This is a genomic window from Peribacillus sp. B-H-3, assembly GCF_048572925.1.
GTDB lineage: Bacteria > Bacillota > Bacilli > Bacillales > DSM-1321 > Peribacillus.
The window spans coordinates 4,144,768-4,161,296 of record NZ_CP183879.1 but is presented as its reverse complement, the minus strand read 5'-3'; the positions used below and the strand labels follow the sequence as shown (position 1 = coordinate 4,161,296).

Annotated in this window: 17 protein-coding genes, 1 tRNA gene and 1 riboswitch; of the genes, 14 read left to right on the top strand and 4 right to left on the bottom strand. The window is 41.8% G+C overall.

Annotated elements, in window-relative coordinates:
* The first annotated feature begins 277 nt into the window (after positions 1-277).
* Positions 278-592, top strand: coding sequence for a thioredoxin (gene trxA, locus ACN6MY_RS20770; RefSeq protein WP_419881867.1), 315 nt, complete (start codon positions 278-280; stop codon positions 590-592).
* A 297-nt stretch (positions 593-889) separates the two neighbouring features.
* Here trxA and ACN6MY_RS20765 read toward each other — a convergent pair whose 3' ends face one another.
* On the bottom strand, positions 890-1,528 hold the full coding sequence (locus ACN6MY_RS20765) for an esterase/lipase family protein (protein ID WP_419881866.1): 639 nt from the start codon (positions 1,526-1,528) through the stop codon (positions 890-892).
* Positions 1,529-1,945: 417 nt separating this feature from the next.
* Here ACN6MY_RS20765 and uvrC point away from each other — a divergent pair, with 417 nt between their 5' ends.
* Positions 1,946-3,718, top strand: coding sequence for an excinuclease ABC subunit UvrC (gene uvrC, locus ACN6MY_RS20760; RefSeq protein ID WP_419881865.1), 1,773 nt, complete (start codon positions 1,946-1,948; stop codon positions 3,716-3,718).
* Between the two features lie 70 nt (positions 3,719-3,788).
* Positions 3,789-3,965, top strand: a riboswitch (Lysine riboswitch).
* A 129-nt stretch (positions 3,966-4,094) separates the two neighbouring features.
* The gene (locus tag ACN6MY_RS20755) at positions 4,095-5,327 is read left to right on the top strand and encodes an aspartate kinase (protein ID WP_419881864.1); all 1,233 of its coding nucleotides are present in this window, start codon (positions 4,095-4,097) and stop codon (positions 5,325-5,327) included.
* A gap of 126 nt (positions 5,328-5,453) precedes the next feature.
* On the opposite strand, the gene ACN6MY_RS20750 is transcribed toward ACN6MY_RS20755, so the two are convergent.
* Positions 5,454-5,906 carry a YslB family protein gene (locus ACN6MY_RS20750; protein WP_419881863.1) on the bottom strand — a complete coding sequence of 151 codons (453 nt, stop codon included), beginning with the start codon at positions 5,904-5,906 and terminating at the stop codon, positions 5,454-5,456.
* Between the two features lie 361 nt (positions 5,907-6,267).
* On the opposite strand from ACN6MY_RS20750, the gene ACN6MY_RS20745 reads away from it, so the two are divergent.
* The 11 genes from ACN6MY_RS20745 to ACN6MY_RS20695 all read left to right on the top strand — a co-directional run bounded on the left by ACN6MY_RS20745 (position 6,268) and on the right by ACN6MY_RS20695 (position 15,222).
* Positions 6,268-6,876 carry a succinate dehydrogenase cytochrome b558 subunit gene (locus tag ACN6MY_RS20745; RefSeq protein WP_090989691.1) on the top strand — a complete coding sequence of 203 codons (609 nt, stop codon included), beginning with the start codon at positions 6,268-6,270 and terminating at the stop codon, positions 6,874-6,876.
* Between the two features lie 52 nt (positions 6,877-6,928).
* Positions 6,929-8,680 (top strand): succinate dehydrogenase flavoprotein subunit, encoded by a 1,752-nt coding sequence (gene sdhA, locus ACN6MY_RS20740; protein WP_419881862.1) that lies wholly within the window; start codon positions 6,929-6,931, stop codon positions 8,678-8,680.
* Between the two features lie 15 nt (positions 8,681-8,695).
* Entirely contained in the window at positions 8,696-9,457 is a 762-nt protein-coding gene (sdhB, locus tag ACN6MY_RS20735; protein ID WP_071350760.1) for a succinate dehydrogenase iron-sulfur subunit, read from the top strand.
* 219 nt (positions 9,458-9,676) lie between these two features.
* The gene (locus ACN6MY_RS20730) at positions 9,677-10,147 is read left to right on the top strand and encodes an acyl-CoA thioesterase (RefSeq protein ID WP_419881861.1); all 471 of its coding nucleotides are present in this window, start codon (positions 9,677-9,679) and stop codon (positions 10,145-10,147) included.
* 124 nt (positions 10,148-10,271) lie between these two features.
* Entirely contained in the window at positions 10,272-10,496 is a 225-nt protein-coding gene (locus ACN6MY_RS20725) for a helix-turn-helix domain-containing protein (protein WP_028392149.1), read from the top strand.
* Positions 10,497-10,818: 322 nt separating this feature from the next.
* Positions 10,819-11,262, top strand: a complete 444-nt coding sequence (locus tag ACN6MY_RS20720) for a MarR family winged helix-turn-helix transcriptional regulator (protein ID WP_419881860.1) — start codon at positions 10,819-10,821, stop codon at positions 11,260-11,262.
* A gap of 10 nt (positions 11,263-11,272) precedes the next feature.
* Positions 11,273-12,070 carry a glutamate racemase gene (gene racE / locus ACN6MY_RS20715; RefSeq protein WP_419881859.1) on the top strand — a complete coding sequence of 266 codons (798 nt, stop codon included), beginning with the start codon at positions 11,273-11,275 and terminating at the stop codon, positions 12,068-12,070.
* 546 nt (positions 12,071-12,616) lie between these two features.
* Positions 12,617-13,684 (top strand): GerMN domain-containing protein, encoded by a 1,068-nt coding sequence (locus tag ACN6MY_RS20710; protein WP_419881858.1) that lies wholly within the window; start codon positions 12,617-12,619, stop codon positions 13,682-13,684.
* A 202-nt stretch (positions 13,685-13,886) separates the two neighbouring features.
* Complete coding sequence (locus tag ACN6MY_RS20705) at positions 13,887-14,501, top strand: XTP/dITP diphosphatase (protein ID WP_419881857.1); 615 nt, start codon at positions 13,887-13,889, stop codon at positions 14,499-14,501.
* On the top strand, positions 14,498-15,010 hold the full coding sequence (locus tag ACN6MY_RS20700) for a metallophosphoesterase (RefSeq protein ID WP_419881856.1): 513 nt from the start codon (positions 14,498-14,500) through the stop codon (positions 15,008-15,010). The genes ACN6MY_RS20705 and ACN6MY_RS20700 overlap by 4 nt, the downstream gene beginning before the upstream one ends.
* 138 nt (positions 15,011-15,148) lie before the next feature.
* A tRNA-Arg gene (locus ACN6MY_RS20695) sits at positions 15,149-15,222 on the top strand.
* 291 nt (positions 15,223-15,513) lie between these two features.
* On the opposite strand, the gene ACN6MY_RS20690 is transcribed toward ACN6MY_RS20695, so the two are convergent.
* Both ACN6MY_RS20690 and ACN6MY_RS20685 read right to left on the bottom strand, forming a co-directional pair.
* Positions 15,514-15,732 carry a hypothetical protein gene (locus ACN6MY_RS20690; protein ID WP_419881855.1) on the bottom strand — a complete coding sequence of 73 codons (219 nt, stop codon included), beginning with the start codon at positions 15,730-15,732 and terminating at the stop codon, positions 15,514-15,516.
* Positions 15,733-16,062: 330 nt separating this feature from the next.
* Positions 16,063-16,281 carry a hypothetical protein gene (locus ACN6MY_RS20685; protein WP_419881854.1) on the bottom strand — a complete coding sequence of 73 codons (219 nt, stop codon included), beginning with the start codon at positions 16,279-16,281 and terminating at the stop codon, positions 16,063-16,065.
* Positions 16,282-16,529: the final 248 nt, after the last annotated feature.

Sequence of the window (16,529 nt, the reverse complement as noted above, 5' to 3'; positions counted from 1 at the left end):
GGGTTCCGTATAATTTTCAGCTGATTTTGGTAAAATGAGCAGTGAAGCAAATTAATAGCATCTCATATATTTATGGTGTTATACTGTTTGTAAGTTTTAACCGAGCCGCTTCCATAAAGATGAACAAGATGCATTCGTGCGATTAAGCTGGTTAATGGATAAATGCGTCCCCAAAGAAATGGGAAACAGACGCTTTCCAGCATGCTTTTTGATGTATTTTTTTATGTAATCCTTATGGTGCGGGCGTAATTAACGTAAAATTAGGAGGCTAAATAATATGGCTATTTCACATGTTACAGATCAATCATTCTCTACAGAAACAAACGAAGGTCTAGTTCTTGCTGATTTTTGGGCACCATGGTGCGGACCTTGTAAAATGATAGCTCCAGTTCTTGAAGAACTTGATTCAGAAATGGGAGAAAAAGTTAAAATTGTTAAGCTTGATGTTGACGAAAACCAGGAAACAGCTGGCAAGTTCGGCGTTATGAGCATCCCGACTTTAATTTTGCTTAAAGACGGAGAAGTTGTAGATAAAGTTGTCGGCTTCCAGCCAAAAGAAGCTTTATCTGAATTAATCTCCAAACATTCTTAAGATAAAAGTGCTTCATGTAAGTACCCTATAGAGCAGACACTTTGAAAAAAGACTGCTTTATAGGGTGCTTTTTGTATGGGGGAAAAGCGGAATTTTAAAAGGCTCTTTCATTATAGATTGTTCTGTAAGGCTCACCGCCCGCCCAGAGGAAAGCGAGAATCCTGGAGCGGAAATCAGCCGAATTTTTCCTAAGCAGCAAGGTTTACGAAAACAGCCTTTTAAAAAATGGCTCCTGATAACAGAAGCCATCTTTTTAATATAATCCTGCCCCAGTTTAAGCATTAGAAAATACTTTTGTTAATTTGAATTTCTTCCTCCGCCATTCAGTCCATCTTTTATCAGCACATTGACTTTACTGTTAAAAATCAATCCCACGTGATCTACACCGCTAATCTGAACGTTTTTCGCTCCCTGAAGTGTTGAAAGCCATGTAGGCACAACAATATCGCTGGTACTATAAATCGAAGTATAGCGGATTTTATGTTTAGGATCTGTACCTGCCGGAGCTTTCGAAGTTATAAACTTGTTTGGGGAACCAAGCGTTACCACATCGTTTACCTTGCTTCCGCCTCCATTTAGGATATAGGTAAGGGTATTGATGCCTCCCGCGCTGTGGCCGATAATATCGACCTTGCTCTTTCCTGTCTTCTTTAACACTTCATCTACAAATGGCACCAGCTGTCTTGCATTATTTAAGCTGTTCCCAGTTTTATCAGCCATTTCAATGGTATATAGTTCATCATCAGACCAGCCTTGTGTTTTCAGGTAATTCTTAATGCTGTTAAAGTTTGAGCTATTGCCGCCGGCCCCGTGAATGAAGATAACTGGATCATGGCTGCTTGCACTTGCCTTTGAACCAGAAGGATGAATAGTCGCCGCAGAAAAAATAATGGCCAAGCATGCTGCTAATGAAAGTAACAATCTATTATTTTTCATAATTCCCTCCTGTGTATGTCGGATGCTGTCTTGCTGTTTCAATTGTTATACATTTTAAAGCGAGAAACAACCGGCAACATTTTCTAATCCTTCCGCCAGATGCTGTGCAGGCCATAGAAGCCATGGCCAGGTTCCTTATTAAAATATCTTTATCAGAGGTTGTTTCTGAAGTGATGATTGACTGGTGGAAATGGAAAGCATCACAGCCTGCCTTTTTTGCTGATTTGTAGTATATTTAAGAAAGTAAGTATGAAAAAATAGAATGAATGTTCCCTGGGTAAGCAGTTCCCTTTTTAATAGGAGCTGCTGGCAGGTAAAGTCCCGATTATAACCAATCATCAGCATGGAAAGAGAAGATCCGCTGACGTGTGTTTCACTATATAGATCAAAGTTTGAAACAGAAAAGAAGGTGAAGAAGTGAATCAGAGGATCAAAGACAAGCTTGCACTGCTTCCTGACCAGCCTGGCTGCTACCTGATGAAGGACCGGCAAGGGACCATCATCTATGTGGGAAAGGCAAAGGTATTAAAAAACAGGGTCAGGTCTTATTTTACAGGCTCCCATGACGGTAAAACCCTTAGGCTTGTTAATGAAATTGAGGATTTTGAATACATTGTAACCTCTTCAGATATTGAAGCGCTGATCCTTGAGCTGAATTTAATCAAAAAGCATGATCCGAAGTATAATGTCATGCTGAAGGATGATAAAACCTATCCTTTCATCAAGCTGACAGCAGAAAAGCATCCCCGGCTGATTATTACAAGGAAGGTAAAGAAGGACAAGGGAAAGTATTTTGGGCCATACCCCAATGTGATTGCAGCAAATGAAACAAAAAAACTGCTGGACCGGATATATCCGCTCAGGAAATGTAATACCCTCCCGGACAGGGTCTGTTTATACTATCATCTGGGCCAATGCCTGGCACCATGTGTGTATGAGGTGGAGGATACGGAATATAAAAAAATGACCGATGATATCGCCCGTTTTTTAAATGGGGGCTATCAGGAAATCAAAAAAGAGCTTTCAGAGAAAATGCATGCTGCTGCTGAAGACCTAGACTTTGAAAGAGCAAAGGAATACCGCGATAAAATTGCCCATATTGAAGTAACGATGGAAAAACAGAAAATGATGACTCATGATTTCACGGATCGCGATGTGTTTGGCTACTCCTATGATAAAGGATGGATGTGTGTACAGGTGTTCTTTGTCAGGCAGGGCAAGTTGATTGAGCGTGATGTTTCCCTATTTCCGATTTATGATGAACCGGAACAGGAGCTGCTGACATATCTTGGGCAATTCTACGCAATGCCAAGCCATTTCAAGCCGAAGGAAATTCTGCTGCCGGAATCTGTCGATGCTGAGCTTGCCGGCCGCTTGCTGGATGTGAGGATTCTTCATCCGAAAAGGGGCCAAAAGAAGGATCTCTTAAAGCTTGCCAGCAAAAATGCGAGCATTGCCCTCCAGGAGAAATTTTCTTTGATCGAACGGGATGAAGACCGGACCATCAAGGCTGTGGAGAACCTTGGGTCGCATCTTGGCATTTATACGCCGCACAGGATTGAGGCATTTGATAATTCGAACATCCAGGGAACCAATCCTGTTTCAGCTCTTGTTGTCTTTATTGACGGAAAACCGGAAAAACGCGAATACCGGAAATATAAAATTAAAACCGTCCAGGGACCGGATGATTACGAATCCATGAGGGAGGTTGTCCGTCGGAGATATACCCGGGTACTGAAGGAAGGGCTTCCTCTGCCTGATTTGATTATCATTGATGGAGGAAAAGGCCATGTTGACGGTGTGCGGGATATATTAGAAAACGAACTGGGCTTGGATGTTCCTCTAGCCGGGCTTGTTAAAGATGATAAGCACAAAACCTCACAGCTGATGATTGGAAATCCCCTTGAGCTTGTTCCTTTAGACAGAAGAAGCCAGGAATTTTACCTTCTTCAGCGGATACAGGATGAGGTCCACCGTTTTGCCATCACCTTTCACCGCCAGATCCGCGGAAAAAATGCCTTTCAGTCCTTGCTTGATGAGATTGACGGGATTGGGGAGAAGAGAAAGAAGCAGCTCCTGAAGCATTTCGGATCTGTTAAGAAAATGAGGGAAGCAACGGCAGAGGAAATCAGGGAAGCGGGAATTCCGGCCCAAATCGCTCAGGAAATCGTTAGAAAATTGCAAGAATAAAGTTGATGCAGTGAATTTCCTGTGCTATAATCATAGTGAATTTTACATGATTAAAACGTTACTGTTTTAAAGTGTTGATAGAGGTGCGGGTTTCAAGAGTAACAGCCGGGAGAAGGATGAGCTTCTGCGAAAGGCTGCGAAAGGGGAAATCGCCGAAGCACAACAAGGCTCAATACTTGTTTTGCTGGTCTGACATTGAATAAATGGCAGATTGTCAGGATGAAAATTCTGGAGAGCTATCTCACTGTGCTAGGCGTATTGTTTCTACGTTTTTCACAGCAATGAGATATTTCTCATTGCTTTTTTTGCGTCTGAAAATCAGGAAGCTATACAGGTACTTAAGGATGATAAACAAATTCGGAGAGGGTGCAGCATAATGGCATTAATCGTTCAGAAATTTGGCGGCACATCAGTAGGAAGCATTGAAAAAATACAAAATGCTGCAAACAGGGTCATTGAAGAAGCAGAAAGAGGAAATCAGGTTGTGGTGGTTGTGTCCGCTATGGGGAAAACCACGGATGAATTGGTTTCCATGGCAAAAGAAATTTCAGCTGCTCCATCCAAACGGGAAATGGATATGCTTTTATCCACAGGAGAGCAGGTTACCATCTCCTACTTAACAATGGCATTATTGGCTAAAGGCTATGATGCTGTTTCATATACAGGATGGCAGGCGGGAATCAGTACAGAAGCCGTCCATTCGAATGCAAGGATCTCGGATATAGAAACAGCAAGGGTGAAGGCGGCTCTTGAAGCAGGAAAAATCGTTGTTGTTGCAGGCTTTCAGGGTGTGGATGCCGATGGGGAAATTACGACGCTTGGCAGGGGCGGGTCTGATACAACGGCTGTTGCCCTTGCTTCCGCCCTCCATGCTGACCGCTGCGATATTTATACAGATGTAACAGGCGTGTATACAACGGATCCCCGTTACATAAAAGGAGCCAGAAAGCTGCTGTCCGTTTCATATGATGAAATGCTCGAGCTAGCCAATCTCGGTGCAGGTGTGCTGCATCCGAGAGCAGTGGAATTTGCAAAAAATTATCAAATTCAGCTTGAAGTACGTTCAAGCATGGAACAGGAAAAAGGAACGATCATTGAGGAGGAAGCATCGATGGAACAAAATCTGATTGTAAGAGGAATTGCTTTTGAAGATCGTATTACACGCGTAACCATTTTTGGTTTATCAGGCAATATAGGAACACTATCCACCATTTTCACAACACTGGCCAAAAACCGCATTAATGTGGATATTATTATTCAAAGCATGACAGATACGGATTCTATTAACCTTACTTTCTCCATTAAAAGCAATGATGTGGAAGAGGCGCTGAATGTACTGGAGAAAAATAAAAACAATCTGCCATTTGACAGGGTCGAAACGGAAAGCGGCCTTTCAAAGGTCTCTATTGTGGGCTCTGGCATGGTATCCAACCCGGGCGTTGCGGCAGAAATGTTTGAGTGCATGGCGCAGAATGGCATTGTGATAAAAATGGTGAGCACATCGGAGATCAAGGTTTCCACGGTTGTGGACCAAAAGGATATGGTGAAAGCGGTCGAGGCGCTTCATGAAGCATTCCGGCTTGATGAACCTGCACAGGTAAAAGCATAAAGCAAAACTTCCATGAATGTGTCAGGATAAAAAAATAAGAGGATCGCCCATCTGGAATAATTTCCGGCCATGCCCGGCAGGCATCGCTTAGATGGGTGAACCTCCTTTTCATGAATGACCTTATCGTTAAATGGGATCTTTGATATCCCATTTAACGATAAAGGCCGCTTTTTTATTTCTCCGTTTTGTTTCTTCGTACGCTTCTGAGTGAAATTTCTTGATCATGCTGATTTGTTCTGCAAGAAATCCGGTTTCAAGTCCAAAATGGCATTCATGGCTGATATCAAGGCGCCTGTCGATAATTTCGCCGCTGAGGGACATTTCCAATTCGTCTTTAGTTTGTTTTACTATTTCAAGCTGGCCCCATCCTGCGCTAACGAAGAATTCAATAACTTCGTCCACTCCGTTAAGCGGAAATTTTCTGGCTAATTGCTTGCCGGCCCAGTACATGATTTGTTTGGAATCTTTGCCGAGGATATCAGGCAGCAAAATTTCCCTGATAAGCTCATAGCCAAATGCGGGGATCTGGAATTCATCGTTTTGCAGGGTTTCCAATAAAGCAGGACTATTCTTTTTCATGGTATATATCCCCTCTTTTCTCTATCTCCATTATAAACAATTTTAATTATGATTCAGTATATTTTATCAAAAAGATAGATTCATGGAAAAAATAAATTATATTATTTTGAAATATTGTTATACATGGAGAAAGCAAGAGAGGGCAGTTGTTATATAATAGGTTTCATGGGTGAATATTCAAAAAAAAAACTCTATTTCACAAAAGAAATATTGTATCCGTTTTCTTGACGCTTCCAAATCGTAGGAGTAAAATGTACATGTCAGAACATTGTGGATAGTGTAGAATTTTGTTCACTGTATTTTTGGATAAAAGTAGAAGAAAATATCTGCATGATCTTTATTATTAAGGGGGGGGCACTTAGTGGCACAAAATCGGGAGTTTGGGAATCGCAGGCTGCATTCACTGCTTGGAGTTATCCCAATTGGTTTGTTTTTATTGGAGCACTTGATAACGAATTACATGGCAACAAAGGGGCCGGATTCATTCAATTCAGCAGCGGCTTTTTTGGAAAACCTGCCGTTCAGGGTTGTTCTTGAAACAGTATTAATCTTCCTGCCGCTGATTTATCACGCAGTGTACGGAATTTATATTGCATTCACAGCTAAAAACAATCTTGGCAGATTCAGCTTTTTCCGCAACTGGATGTATATGCTTCAGCGTTTAACAGGAATCATCACTCTGATTTTCATTGTTTGGCATATCTGGTCCACCAGGATTCAGGCAGCAATGGGTGCAGAAGTAGATTTCAACATGATGAGTGATATTTTATCCAATCCATTTATGGTAGTTTTCTATATTGTCGGCATCATTTCTACTACTTTTCATTTCTCTAATGGGTTATGGTCTTTCGCAGTCAGCTGGGGCATTACGGTGTCTCCGAAATCGCAGAGAATCTCTACTTATGTTACTTTAGTAATCTTCGTTTTAATTTCATATATTGGTGTAAGAGCCATTCTAGCATTCGTATAAAGAAAATGACAGATATATAGCTTGACAGTTCGAAATGAAGGAGTGAGCAAGTTTGGGTAAAGGTAAAATCATAGTCGTTGGCGGCGGATTGGCCGGCTTAATGGCAACAATCAAAGCGGCAGAGCACGGACAGCAGGTTGACATATTTTCATTGGTTCCTGTTAAGCGTTCCCACTCTGTATGCGCCCAGGGCGGAATCAATGGTGCAGTAAATACAAAGGGTGAAGGAGATTCTCCTTTAGTCCATTTCGACGATACAATATACGGCGGGGACTTCCTGGCAAACCAGCCTCCGGTAAAGGCAATGTGTGAAGCGGCGCCTTCCATCATTCATATGTTTGACCGCATGGGTGTTATGTTTAACCGTACTCCTGAAGGCTTGCTAGATTTCAGAAGATTCGGAGGAACACAGCATCACCGTACTGCTTTTGCGGGTGCCACAACAGGACAGCAGCTTTTGTATGCGCTTGATGAGCAGGTGCGCCGCTATGAAGTGGAAGGCCTTGTTACAAAGTACGAAGGCTGGGAATTCCTTGGAGCGGTAATTGATGATGAAAGAATCGCCCGTGGCATAGTTGCTCAAAACTTAACAAGCATGGAAATTAAATCGTTCCCTGGCGATGCAGTCATCATGGCAAGCGGCGGCCCTGGAATCATATTTGGTAAATCGACGAACTCCATGATCAATACAGGATCAGCAGCATCCATCGTGTATCAGCAGGGTGCCACTTACTCTAACGGAGAATTCATCCAGATTCACCCGACAGCACTACCAGGCGATGACAAGCTTCGCCTGATGAGTGAATCAGCACGCGGAGAAGGCGGACGTGTCTGGACATATAAAGACGGCAAACCATGGTATTTCCTTGAAGAGAAATATCCTGCATACGGCAACCTTGTGCCGCGTGATATTGCCACTCGCGAAATCTTTGATGTGTGCGTAAACATGAAGCTCGGCATCAATGGAGAAAACATGGTGTACCTTGATCTTTCCCATAAGGACCCTAAGGAATTGGATATTAAACTTGGGGGAATCATTGAAATTTATGAAAAATTCATGGGCGAGGATCCTCGTAAAGTGCCTATGAAAATATTCCCTGCCGTTCACTATTCAATGGGCGGGCTTTGGGTAGATTATGATCAAATGACGAACATCCAGGGTCTTTTCGCTGCAGGCGAGTGCGATTACTCACAGCACGGAGGAAACCGTTTAGGAGCCAACTCCCTTCTATCTGCCATTTACGGCGGAAGCGTGGCCGGCCCTAATGCGATTAAATATATCGAAGGCCTTGAAAAAGGTGCAGATTCCATTCCATCCTCTGTTTTTGACAGGGCTGTTAAGGAACAGGAAGAAAAATGGAACGGCATCATGTCGCTTAACGGGACAGAAAATGCGTACATTCTTCATAAGGAACTTGGAGAATGGATGACTAATAATGTTACGGTTGTGCGCTATAATGATAAATTGCAGGCTACGGACGACAAGATCCTTGAGCTTATGGAACGCTTTGAAAAAATCAACATTAACGATACAGCCAAATGGAGCAATCAGGGTGCATCATTCACAAGACAGCTTCAGAATATGATGCAATTGGCCCGGGTTATCACAATCGGCGCATTGAACCGAAATGAAAGCCGCGGCGCCCACTATAAGCCTGATTTCCCTGAGCGTAATGATGAAGAATTCCTGAAGACCACTATGGCTAACTTCACGGGTCCTAAATCGGCGCCGGCTTTCCATTATGACGAAGTGGATATTTCACTAATCAAACCGCGTAAACGCGATTATTCTACAAAACATTAACAGGGGGAATAAAAGATGGCTGAGACAAAAACAGTACGTTTTGTAATCACTCGACAAGATAGACCTGACACAGCCCCTTATACAGAGGAATTTGATCTGGATTATCGCCCGAATATGAACGTTATTTCTGCATTAATGGAAATCCGGCGTAATCCTGTCACTGTGAAAGGCGAAAAAACGACGCCTATCGCATGGGACATGAATTGCCTGGAAGAGGTATGCGGAGCTTGTTCTATGGTGATCAATGGCAAACCGCGCCAATCATGCACAGCTTTGGTTGATCAATTGGAGCAGCCAATCCGGCTTGAGCCAATGCGCACATTCCCTGTTGTACGGGATCTGCAGGTAGACCGCAGCCGCATGTTCGATTCATTGAAGAAAGTAAAAGCATGGATCCCAATCGATGGAACATACAATTTAGGGCCTGGCCCGCGTATGCCGGAGAAAAAGCGCCAATGGGCATATGAATTATCCAAATGCATGACATGCGGAGTGTGCCTTGAAGCCTGTCCGAATGTAAACAGCAATTCAAGCTTCATTGGACCGCAGCCGCTTTCACAGGTACGCCTGTTCAATGCCCATCCGACTGGCGCCATGAATAAAGGTGAACGCCTGAATACCATCATGGGAGATGGGGGCCTTGCCAACTGCGGAAACTCTCAAAACTGTGTACAATCATGCCCTAAAGGCATTCCATTGACCACATCGATCGCAGCGCTTAACCGCGACACAACCCTTCAATCGTTCCGTAATTTCTTCGGAAGCGATCAGGTATAAGAATGAAAGAATCTGTATCCTTTGCGATACGGATTCTTTTTTTGCGTTTGGCTGATTTAACAATCAAATCGCCTCACAGAACTCATTAAAAAACAGCAATCTTTAAGAAAAGAGCTAAATAAAAAAGAAGGAATATGTGGGAAATCACTTTCCAATTCAAGATAATTTATATAAAATGAATGAATAACCATTCATTTTTTTAAAAAAAGGAGCGACATAATGAGTAGAATAGGATATATCGATGATTTGAAAGAGTGGGCAGCATCTTTTCATTTTAAACATAGTATCAAGGTACGTTTTTCTGAGACAGACATGTTCGGCCATTTAAATAACACGGTGCCTTTTACTTATTTTGAAGAAGCGAGGATTGAGTACTTTAAAAGCTTAGGCTTTATGCAGGAGTGGGTGAAGGACGGAAGTGGGGCCATTCCGGTTGTGGCAGATCTGCAGTGTGACTTTTTGGCTCAAATCTATTTCAATGATGAGCTGATGGTGCATGTGAAAGCTGAAAGAATCGGAAACTCCTCTGCGGATATCCACTATATGGGCACGAAAGCGGACGGAACCATTTGTTTAACGGGAAGAGGAACGATTGTCCAAATCTCAAAAGCGACAGGAAAAGCCATTCCTTGGCCGCAGGAGAGCATCGATCTTATGAATAGAGAAGAACGCAAAGTTCAACAAGGCTAAAATAAAAATTCGGTTCCTTTGCTGTTTGCTGTCACTCACCTTCCTTCAGCTACATACTATATCGAGACTAAAAAGTTACCCGCTCCGGGTTTTATGCTGGTGAAGGCAAGGAGGGTTACAATATTTGAAGGAGAACGAATTCACTCATAAGCCACTACTCACCAAGAGAGAAAAGGAAGTATTTGAGTTATTAGTTCAAGACAAAACAACGAAAGAAATCGCAGGTGAATTATTTATCAGCGAAAAAACAGTTCGAAACCATATATCGAATGCCATGCAGAAGCTTGGAGTCAAAGGACGTTCACAAGCTGTAATAGAACTCCTTCGCATGGGAGAATTGAAGCTTTAAGGTTTTTTACAGAATCAGAATCTTGCTTTGGCGCCCGGTGCAGGCCATGCGGAAACGCGGACCGCTTGTTTTTCTAATACCTAGAAGACCAGGAACCCTCATGCAAAAGTGCTTGATCTTGAGCAGCAATTCAGGAAACGATTAACGATGATTTATTTTATCATGGTTATTAGCTCCTGATTGCTGCTTTTATTATGGAGAAACATAGGCCCTATGATCCTGATCCATTCAGCTTAATAATGAATGTATCTTGAAATTTCCTTCACTTTCAAGCACAATGAGAGTATTATAAGTTTTTATGAAAGTATAGGGAGCTGTTTTTATGGGCGATGCAAGGCAAAACGTGCATGTTGCTGAAATAGAGAAGGAATTGCGATATGTTTCATCCCTCATCAAGCAAAAGGGAAGAGAAATATTAAATAATTATAAAATCACCCCGCCTCAATTTGTGGCGCTTCAATGGCTTTCCGAAGACGGAGATATGACAATCGGCGAGCTGTCGAATAAAATGTTCCTTGCGTTCAGTACGACAACGGACCTTGTCGACCGTATGGAGAAGAATGAGCTTGTCCAAAGGGTGAAGGATGAAAAAGACCGCCGCGTTGTAAGGATTCACCTTTTAGATGAAGGTAAGAGAATCATTGATGAAGTTATTGAAAAACGCCAGGATTATTTAAGAGACCTTCTTATCGATTTTTCAGACTCGGAAGTGGCCTCCCTAAAGCAGAACTTAACTAAATTACATATTAAGATGAAACAAGAATGAGGCGAGATTGTTGAAGGAACCAATTGGAATCATTGATTCAGGAGTTGGCGGTTTGACGGTTGCTAAAGAGGTCATCCGCCAGCTGCCAAATGAAAACATTTTATATGTTGGTGATACTGCCAGGTGTCCATATGGACCAAGGTCTATGGAAGATGTGAAGAAGTTCACCTGGCAGATGACCAATTATCTAATGCAGCATCATATTAAAATGCTTATAATTGCCTGCAATACAGCCACAGCGGCCGTGCTGGAGGAAACCAGGGCAGAATTGCCGATCCCTGTAATCGGGGTTATCCACCCTGGTGCAAGGGCGGCTTTAAAGGTTTCTGAAAACCTGAATATCGGCGTGATCGGAACCATTGGCACTGTTGAAAGCCATGCATATGACCAGGCGCTCCACTCCATCAACCAAGAGGTAAAGGTAGATAGCCTGGCCTGCCCGAAATTCGTGCCGATTGTTGAAAGCGGCGAATTTGGGGGTGCTCTCGTTGAAAAGGTAATAGAAGAAACGCTGAAGCCTTTAAAAAACACCTCTATTGATACACTGATTCTCGGCTGCACCCATTACCCATTGCTTGGGCCTGCCATCAGCAGGTACATGGGAAGCGGTGTAAAAGTCATTTCTTCCGGTGAAGAAACAGCCCGTGAAGCAAGCGTCATCCTTCATCATGACAATAGGATGAATACCGCTAAAACGCCTCCTGTGCACCAGTTTTTCACAACCGGGTCGAAGGACATCTTCCAGGCTATTGCTTCATCATGGCTGGAGAAGCCAATCGAAAATGTTAAAACCATAAAGATTGATTGATCTATTTTTTGCTGGCGCATATCTTTGCGCCAGTTTTTTTGAATTCAGCAGCCGCGCGGCCATAACCTGGCCAGATTTTTATAAAAGGATTTTTTCATAAACTTTGTTTTTTTTACATAAATAATAGTTAAAATTAATCATCTTGGTAAAATTAACCTATAACTCGGAGATGTTAAACAATATGGAGGTGTATGGCTAAGTGAGTAATGAAGTCTTTGTTGCTATTTTTACAAGTTTTATTGGTGCCTTTGTTTGTATAATGGCAGCTATTAAAATAAGAAAAGATAAAAAAAACAAGTCTAAATAGACCTCAATCCAGCTTAGGACCATTCTCCACATTCTAAATAAGGATTTTAAGACGTTTAGCCTACTGCCATTAAATCAATATCAGGGCATCGTGAGCCTGATAATGGTGATTTGCCAGCCTTGATGCAGCAGGTTCAAGAAAGAAATGATCTATGCGAAACAACTTAGTGAAAATTTTTGTTCTATATATCCCAAGGGCTCGTATAAATAGTAGTACAAACAGTCCTGGGAGGGATGAGGATGTCTAAAGCAACAAAAATAACGGTGGTTTCCACCATATTGGCTTCTTCTGTGCTGCTGTCCGGGTGCGGATTATTTGGTGGAGACGAGAAAACCAGCATCGATCCGCCGAAGAATGTTTCATTGGAGGATGACGCAACCAAGATTGAAAAGGAAAATAGCAAAAAGAAGGAAATCGCAAAAGAAACAGCAGGGAAAAACTCTGTGCAGACAGAGCTTTACTTAATAGATAAAAGTGGGTATGTTGTCCCTCAGACCCTTACATTGCCGAAAAAGTCAGAAGGATTTGCCAAACAGGCGCTTGAATATCTAGTGGACAATGGTCCTGTTTCCAATATCATTCCAAATGGCTTTCGGGCTGTGCTTCCCGCTGATACGGAAGTAAGCGTGGATATCAAGGACGGTGTGGCAACCGCGGATTTTTCAAAGGAATTTAAGAACTATAAAAAAGAAGATGAACTGAAAATCCTGCAGTCGATTACCTGGACGCTAACACAGTTTGATACTGTCAAAAAGGTCAAAATATCGATGAATGGACATGAACTGAAAACGATGCCTGTAAACGGTACGCCGATTGGAGACGGTGTTTCAAGAATGTCAGGGATTAATCTGGATACGAATAATGTGACGGATATTTCCAACACGAAAGCGCTCACAGTTTATTATATAGGCGGTGAGACTGGAAATAATTATTATGTGCCGGTTACAAAACGGGTCAGCGAAACGAAAAACGATGATGTGGCGGCAGTTGTGGATGAATTGGTCAAAGGGCCATCAAACTCGTCCCTGCTTACAGTCTTCGCACCTGATGTAAAATTAACAGAAACACCTGAAATGAATGACGGAAAAGTGACGCTGAATTTCAATAAAAACATCCTTGGCAGCTTTAAGGAAAATAAAGTCTCCAAGGATATGCTGGATGCTCTAGTATTATCGCTTACTGAGCAGCAGGGAATTAAAAGTGTAGAAGTGAAGGTCAATGGAAGTGCCAAGCTTCTGAATGAAGACGGCAAAAAACTTTCAGAGCCCGTTACAAGGCCTGAAAAAGTGAACACAGGCAGTTATTAATCAAGATTTTTTGATATACTATATATGAGCTAAACCCGGGGCATGCTATCAGCTGCTCCTTATTCTTATTGACTGAATATCCCGTCGGCCCCGATAGATTCAGGGGGGGCTTAAGCTGTGCGGATTCTCTGAGAAGGGAAATTATGCTAGACTTGCATTACGCACTGAGCACTTCAGCAGATACATAAAGGAGTGAAGGATCATGAAAACAGTAATTATCGCGACGAAAAATAAAGGCAAAGCGAAGGAATTTGAAAGTTTATTCCATTCAAAGGGCTATGCTGTCAAAACCCTGCTTGATTTTGAGGGCTCTCCTGATGTGGAGGAAACAGGAACTACCTTTGAAGAAAATGCCATTTTGAAAGCGGAAGCAATTTCCAGGGAGTTTGGCAAGTTTGTAATTGCGGATGACTCCGGCTTGATTGTAGATGCATTAGACGGCAGCCCTGGTGTGTATTCTGCCCGTTATGCCGGTGAAGACAAAAATGATGCAGCGAATACAGAAAAAGTCCTGCTTGAGCTTAAGGGTATACCTGAAGAAGAAAGAACAGCACGATTTTACTGTGCTCTTGCACTTTCTTCGCCTAATCAGAAAACGATCACGGTTTCCGGCACTGCAGAAGGAATGATTGCGAAAGAGCCAAAAGGTGAAAATGGATTTGGATACGATCCTGTCTTTTATGTGAAAGAAAAAGGAAAAACAATGGCCGAGCTCCAGCAGCATGAGAAAAACAGCATCAGCCACCGTGCAAAGGCATTACAGGCACTGGAGGAGCAGCTGGACAAATTCCTTCAGCGGGAAGAAGGCAAGGCATGAAAATCCTGATTCTAAGCGATAGCCATGGTTCAACAGAAGGCCTTAAAGTAATTAAGGAGCAGCATCAGAAGGAATGTGATGCAATGATTCACTGCGGAGATTCAGAGCTCCAAAAGAGTGATCCATTAATGCAGGGATTCCTTGCTGTCAGGGGAAACTGCGACAGTGATGCAAACTATCAGGACCTGCTGGTTGAAGAGATAGGGAAATTCAGGTTTCTCATCACACACGGCCATCACTACAATGTCAAAATGACGCTGCTCAGCCTTTCCTATAAAAGCTCTGAAGAAGCAGCAGATATCGTCTGCTTCGGGCATTCCCATATCGCAGGATCCGAAATGATCGGCAAAACCCTATTCATCAACCCGGGAAGCATCACTCTTCCAAAAGCCCGATTAGAGAAAACATACGCTATCCTTGAAACGGAAGAACAAGAAGTGAAGGTAACCTTCTTTAACTCAAAAGGAAGCGTCATAAAAGATTTATCTAAAACTTATCATTTAGGCTAAATTCATGTATAATAAACAGGAGGAAATATTTCTCCTGTCTTTTTTAAAAAAGCTGTTGACTTTAAATCATTATCATACTATAATTAAAAGTGTCGTTAAGGAAATACTACATAAGTGTTTCGGTAACTATATCATAATGTCCCAGTAGCTCAGCTGGATAGAGCAACGCCCTTCTAAGGCGTCGGTCGGGAGTTCGAATCTCTCCTGGGACGCTAACGAAAAAAACGCTGATTTCATGCAGTTTCTATTGCATAAAATCAGCGTTTTTTTTTGGATTTGAAGATTTTATAATATGCAGAACTGGAACATTTCCGTACTTTGCTATTCGAGGCTGGAGCGTCTATTTATGGAGAGAAAGAGGAAAACAGCAGGCTCGAAAAAACGGCTAATCAAAAGCCAACGGACCTCCAATCCCTCAAAAAGGCATATGAGGTATATAGAAAAGATTATGATCTATTGCTGCACGAGCGTTGTGATCTTAAGGAAAGAGTTAAGCAGAACTTTCAGCCTTTAATTTTCTTAATTTTCGCAGCCATCCATTCAGTGAGAAAAAAGATGACCAGTCCCATTGCAAGTATAGTTAATGAACTAAGCGCAAGTCCTTTGTAGTACCATTCAAAGACAGAGTTTAAAAGAAGTGTAAAACCCCAGAATGCAAATGTAACGGCGTAAGCGATATTAACGGCTTTAAGATCTATTTTGCTGCTATGTTTAAAAAACATAATGCCACCCCTTCATCTTGAATTTCCTTCCTTCTTAAAGTAACGCTGCTTTCTTTTTCTTCTAATTTCTCATCGTGAAATATTTCCAGATTTCAGAATTAATATCAAAAGCTCTTAGACATTCTGATTTAGCAGCTGCCGCTTAATATCTAAGCTTTAAATCGCATGGCTCAATCCTGTTCCCCTTAATCAGGAACAACTTCTTCAATAAGTTACTTTAAACACTTTATTTCTTCTAGTTCCTCTTGAACTATTTTCAGATAATCGGTTCTATTCAGTACTTGAAAGAGCACACAAGCATATTCGAGAAAGTTAATACCGTTTTCTTTATCATTTAATTTGATAAGTATGCTGCCCTTTTGATACAAAAGTTCTCCAAATAAAGGTGGAATGATGTTGTTTGCAATGTTCTATGCCTTTATTACAGTAGCTTAATGCCTCAGAGTATTCGTTTAAACTAAGGAGAAATTTGCTTGAATTATAGCAAATTCTCACATATATGGATGTATCCGTTACAAGCAGAGAGTTTTTATATACTTTTAGGGACAAATCAAAATTTTCCTTAACAAAAAAAGCTAGAAAGCTTTTTAGTCAGGTTTAACGATGTGCAGCCCTTCTAAATTTAATTAAAAAGAAAAGTTGTAAACCAAACCATAGAAAGTACAAATACATCACTTTCTCGACTTCACCAAAGGTAATCCATAGTATGTTTGGCAGCATTATGAATGCACTTGTCAGCATTATTCTCCAAGATTTTTTCTTTATGGCTATGAAGAAAAATATAATAGAACTTAATA

Bases quoted from the DNA above. Each gene is read 5' to 3' on its own strand.
- trxA (WP_419881867.1), top strand. From the start codon at position 278: ATGGCTATTTCACATGTTACAGATCAATCATTCTCTACAGAAACAAAC.
- ACN6MY_RS20765 (WP_419881866.1), bottom strand. From the start codon at position 1,528: ATGAAAAATAATAGATTGTTACTTTCATTAGCAGCATGCTTGGCCATT.
- ACN6MY_RS20755 (WP_419881864.1), top strand. From the start codon at position 4,095: ATGGCATTAATCGTTCAGAAATTTGGCGGCACATCAGTAGGAAGCATT.
- ACN6MY_RS20750 (WP_419881863.1), bottom strand. From the start codon at position 5,906: ATGAAAAAGAATAGTCCTGCTTTATTGGAAACCCTGCAAAACGATGAA.
- sdhB (WP_071350760.1), top strand. From the start codon at position 8,696: ATGGCTGAGACAAAAACAGTACGTTTTGTAATCACTCGACAAGATAGA.
- ACN6MY_RS20730 (WP_419881861.1), top strand. From the start codon at position 9,677: ATGAGTAGAATAGGATATATCGATGATTTGAAAGAGTGGGCAGCATCT.
- ACN6MY_RS20720 (WP_419881860.1), top strand. From the start codon at position 10,819: ATGGGCGATGCAAGGCAAAACGTGCATGTTGCTGAAATAGAGAAGGAA.
- ACN6MY_RS20710 (WP_419881858.1), top strand. From the start codon at position 12,617: ATGTCTAAAGCAACAAAAATAACGGTGGTTTCCACCATATTGGCTTCT.
- ACN6MY_RS20705 (WP_419881857.1), top strand. From the start codon at position 13,887: ATGAAAACAGTAATTATCGCGACGAAAAATAAAGGCAAAGCGAAGGAA.
- ACN6MY_RS20700 (WP_419881856.1), top strand. From the start codon at position 14,498: ATGAAAATCCTGATTCTAAGCGATAGCCATGGTTCAACAGAAGGCCTT.
- ACN6MY_RS20690 (WP_419881855.1), bottom strand. From the start codon at position 15,732: ATGTTTTTTAAACATAGCAGCAAAATAGATCTTAAAGCCGTTAATATC.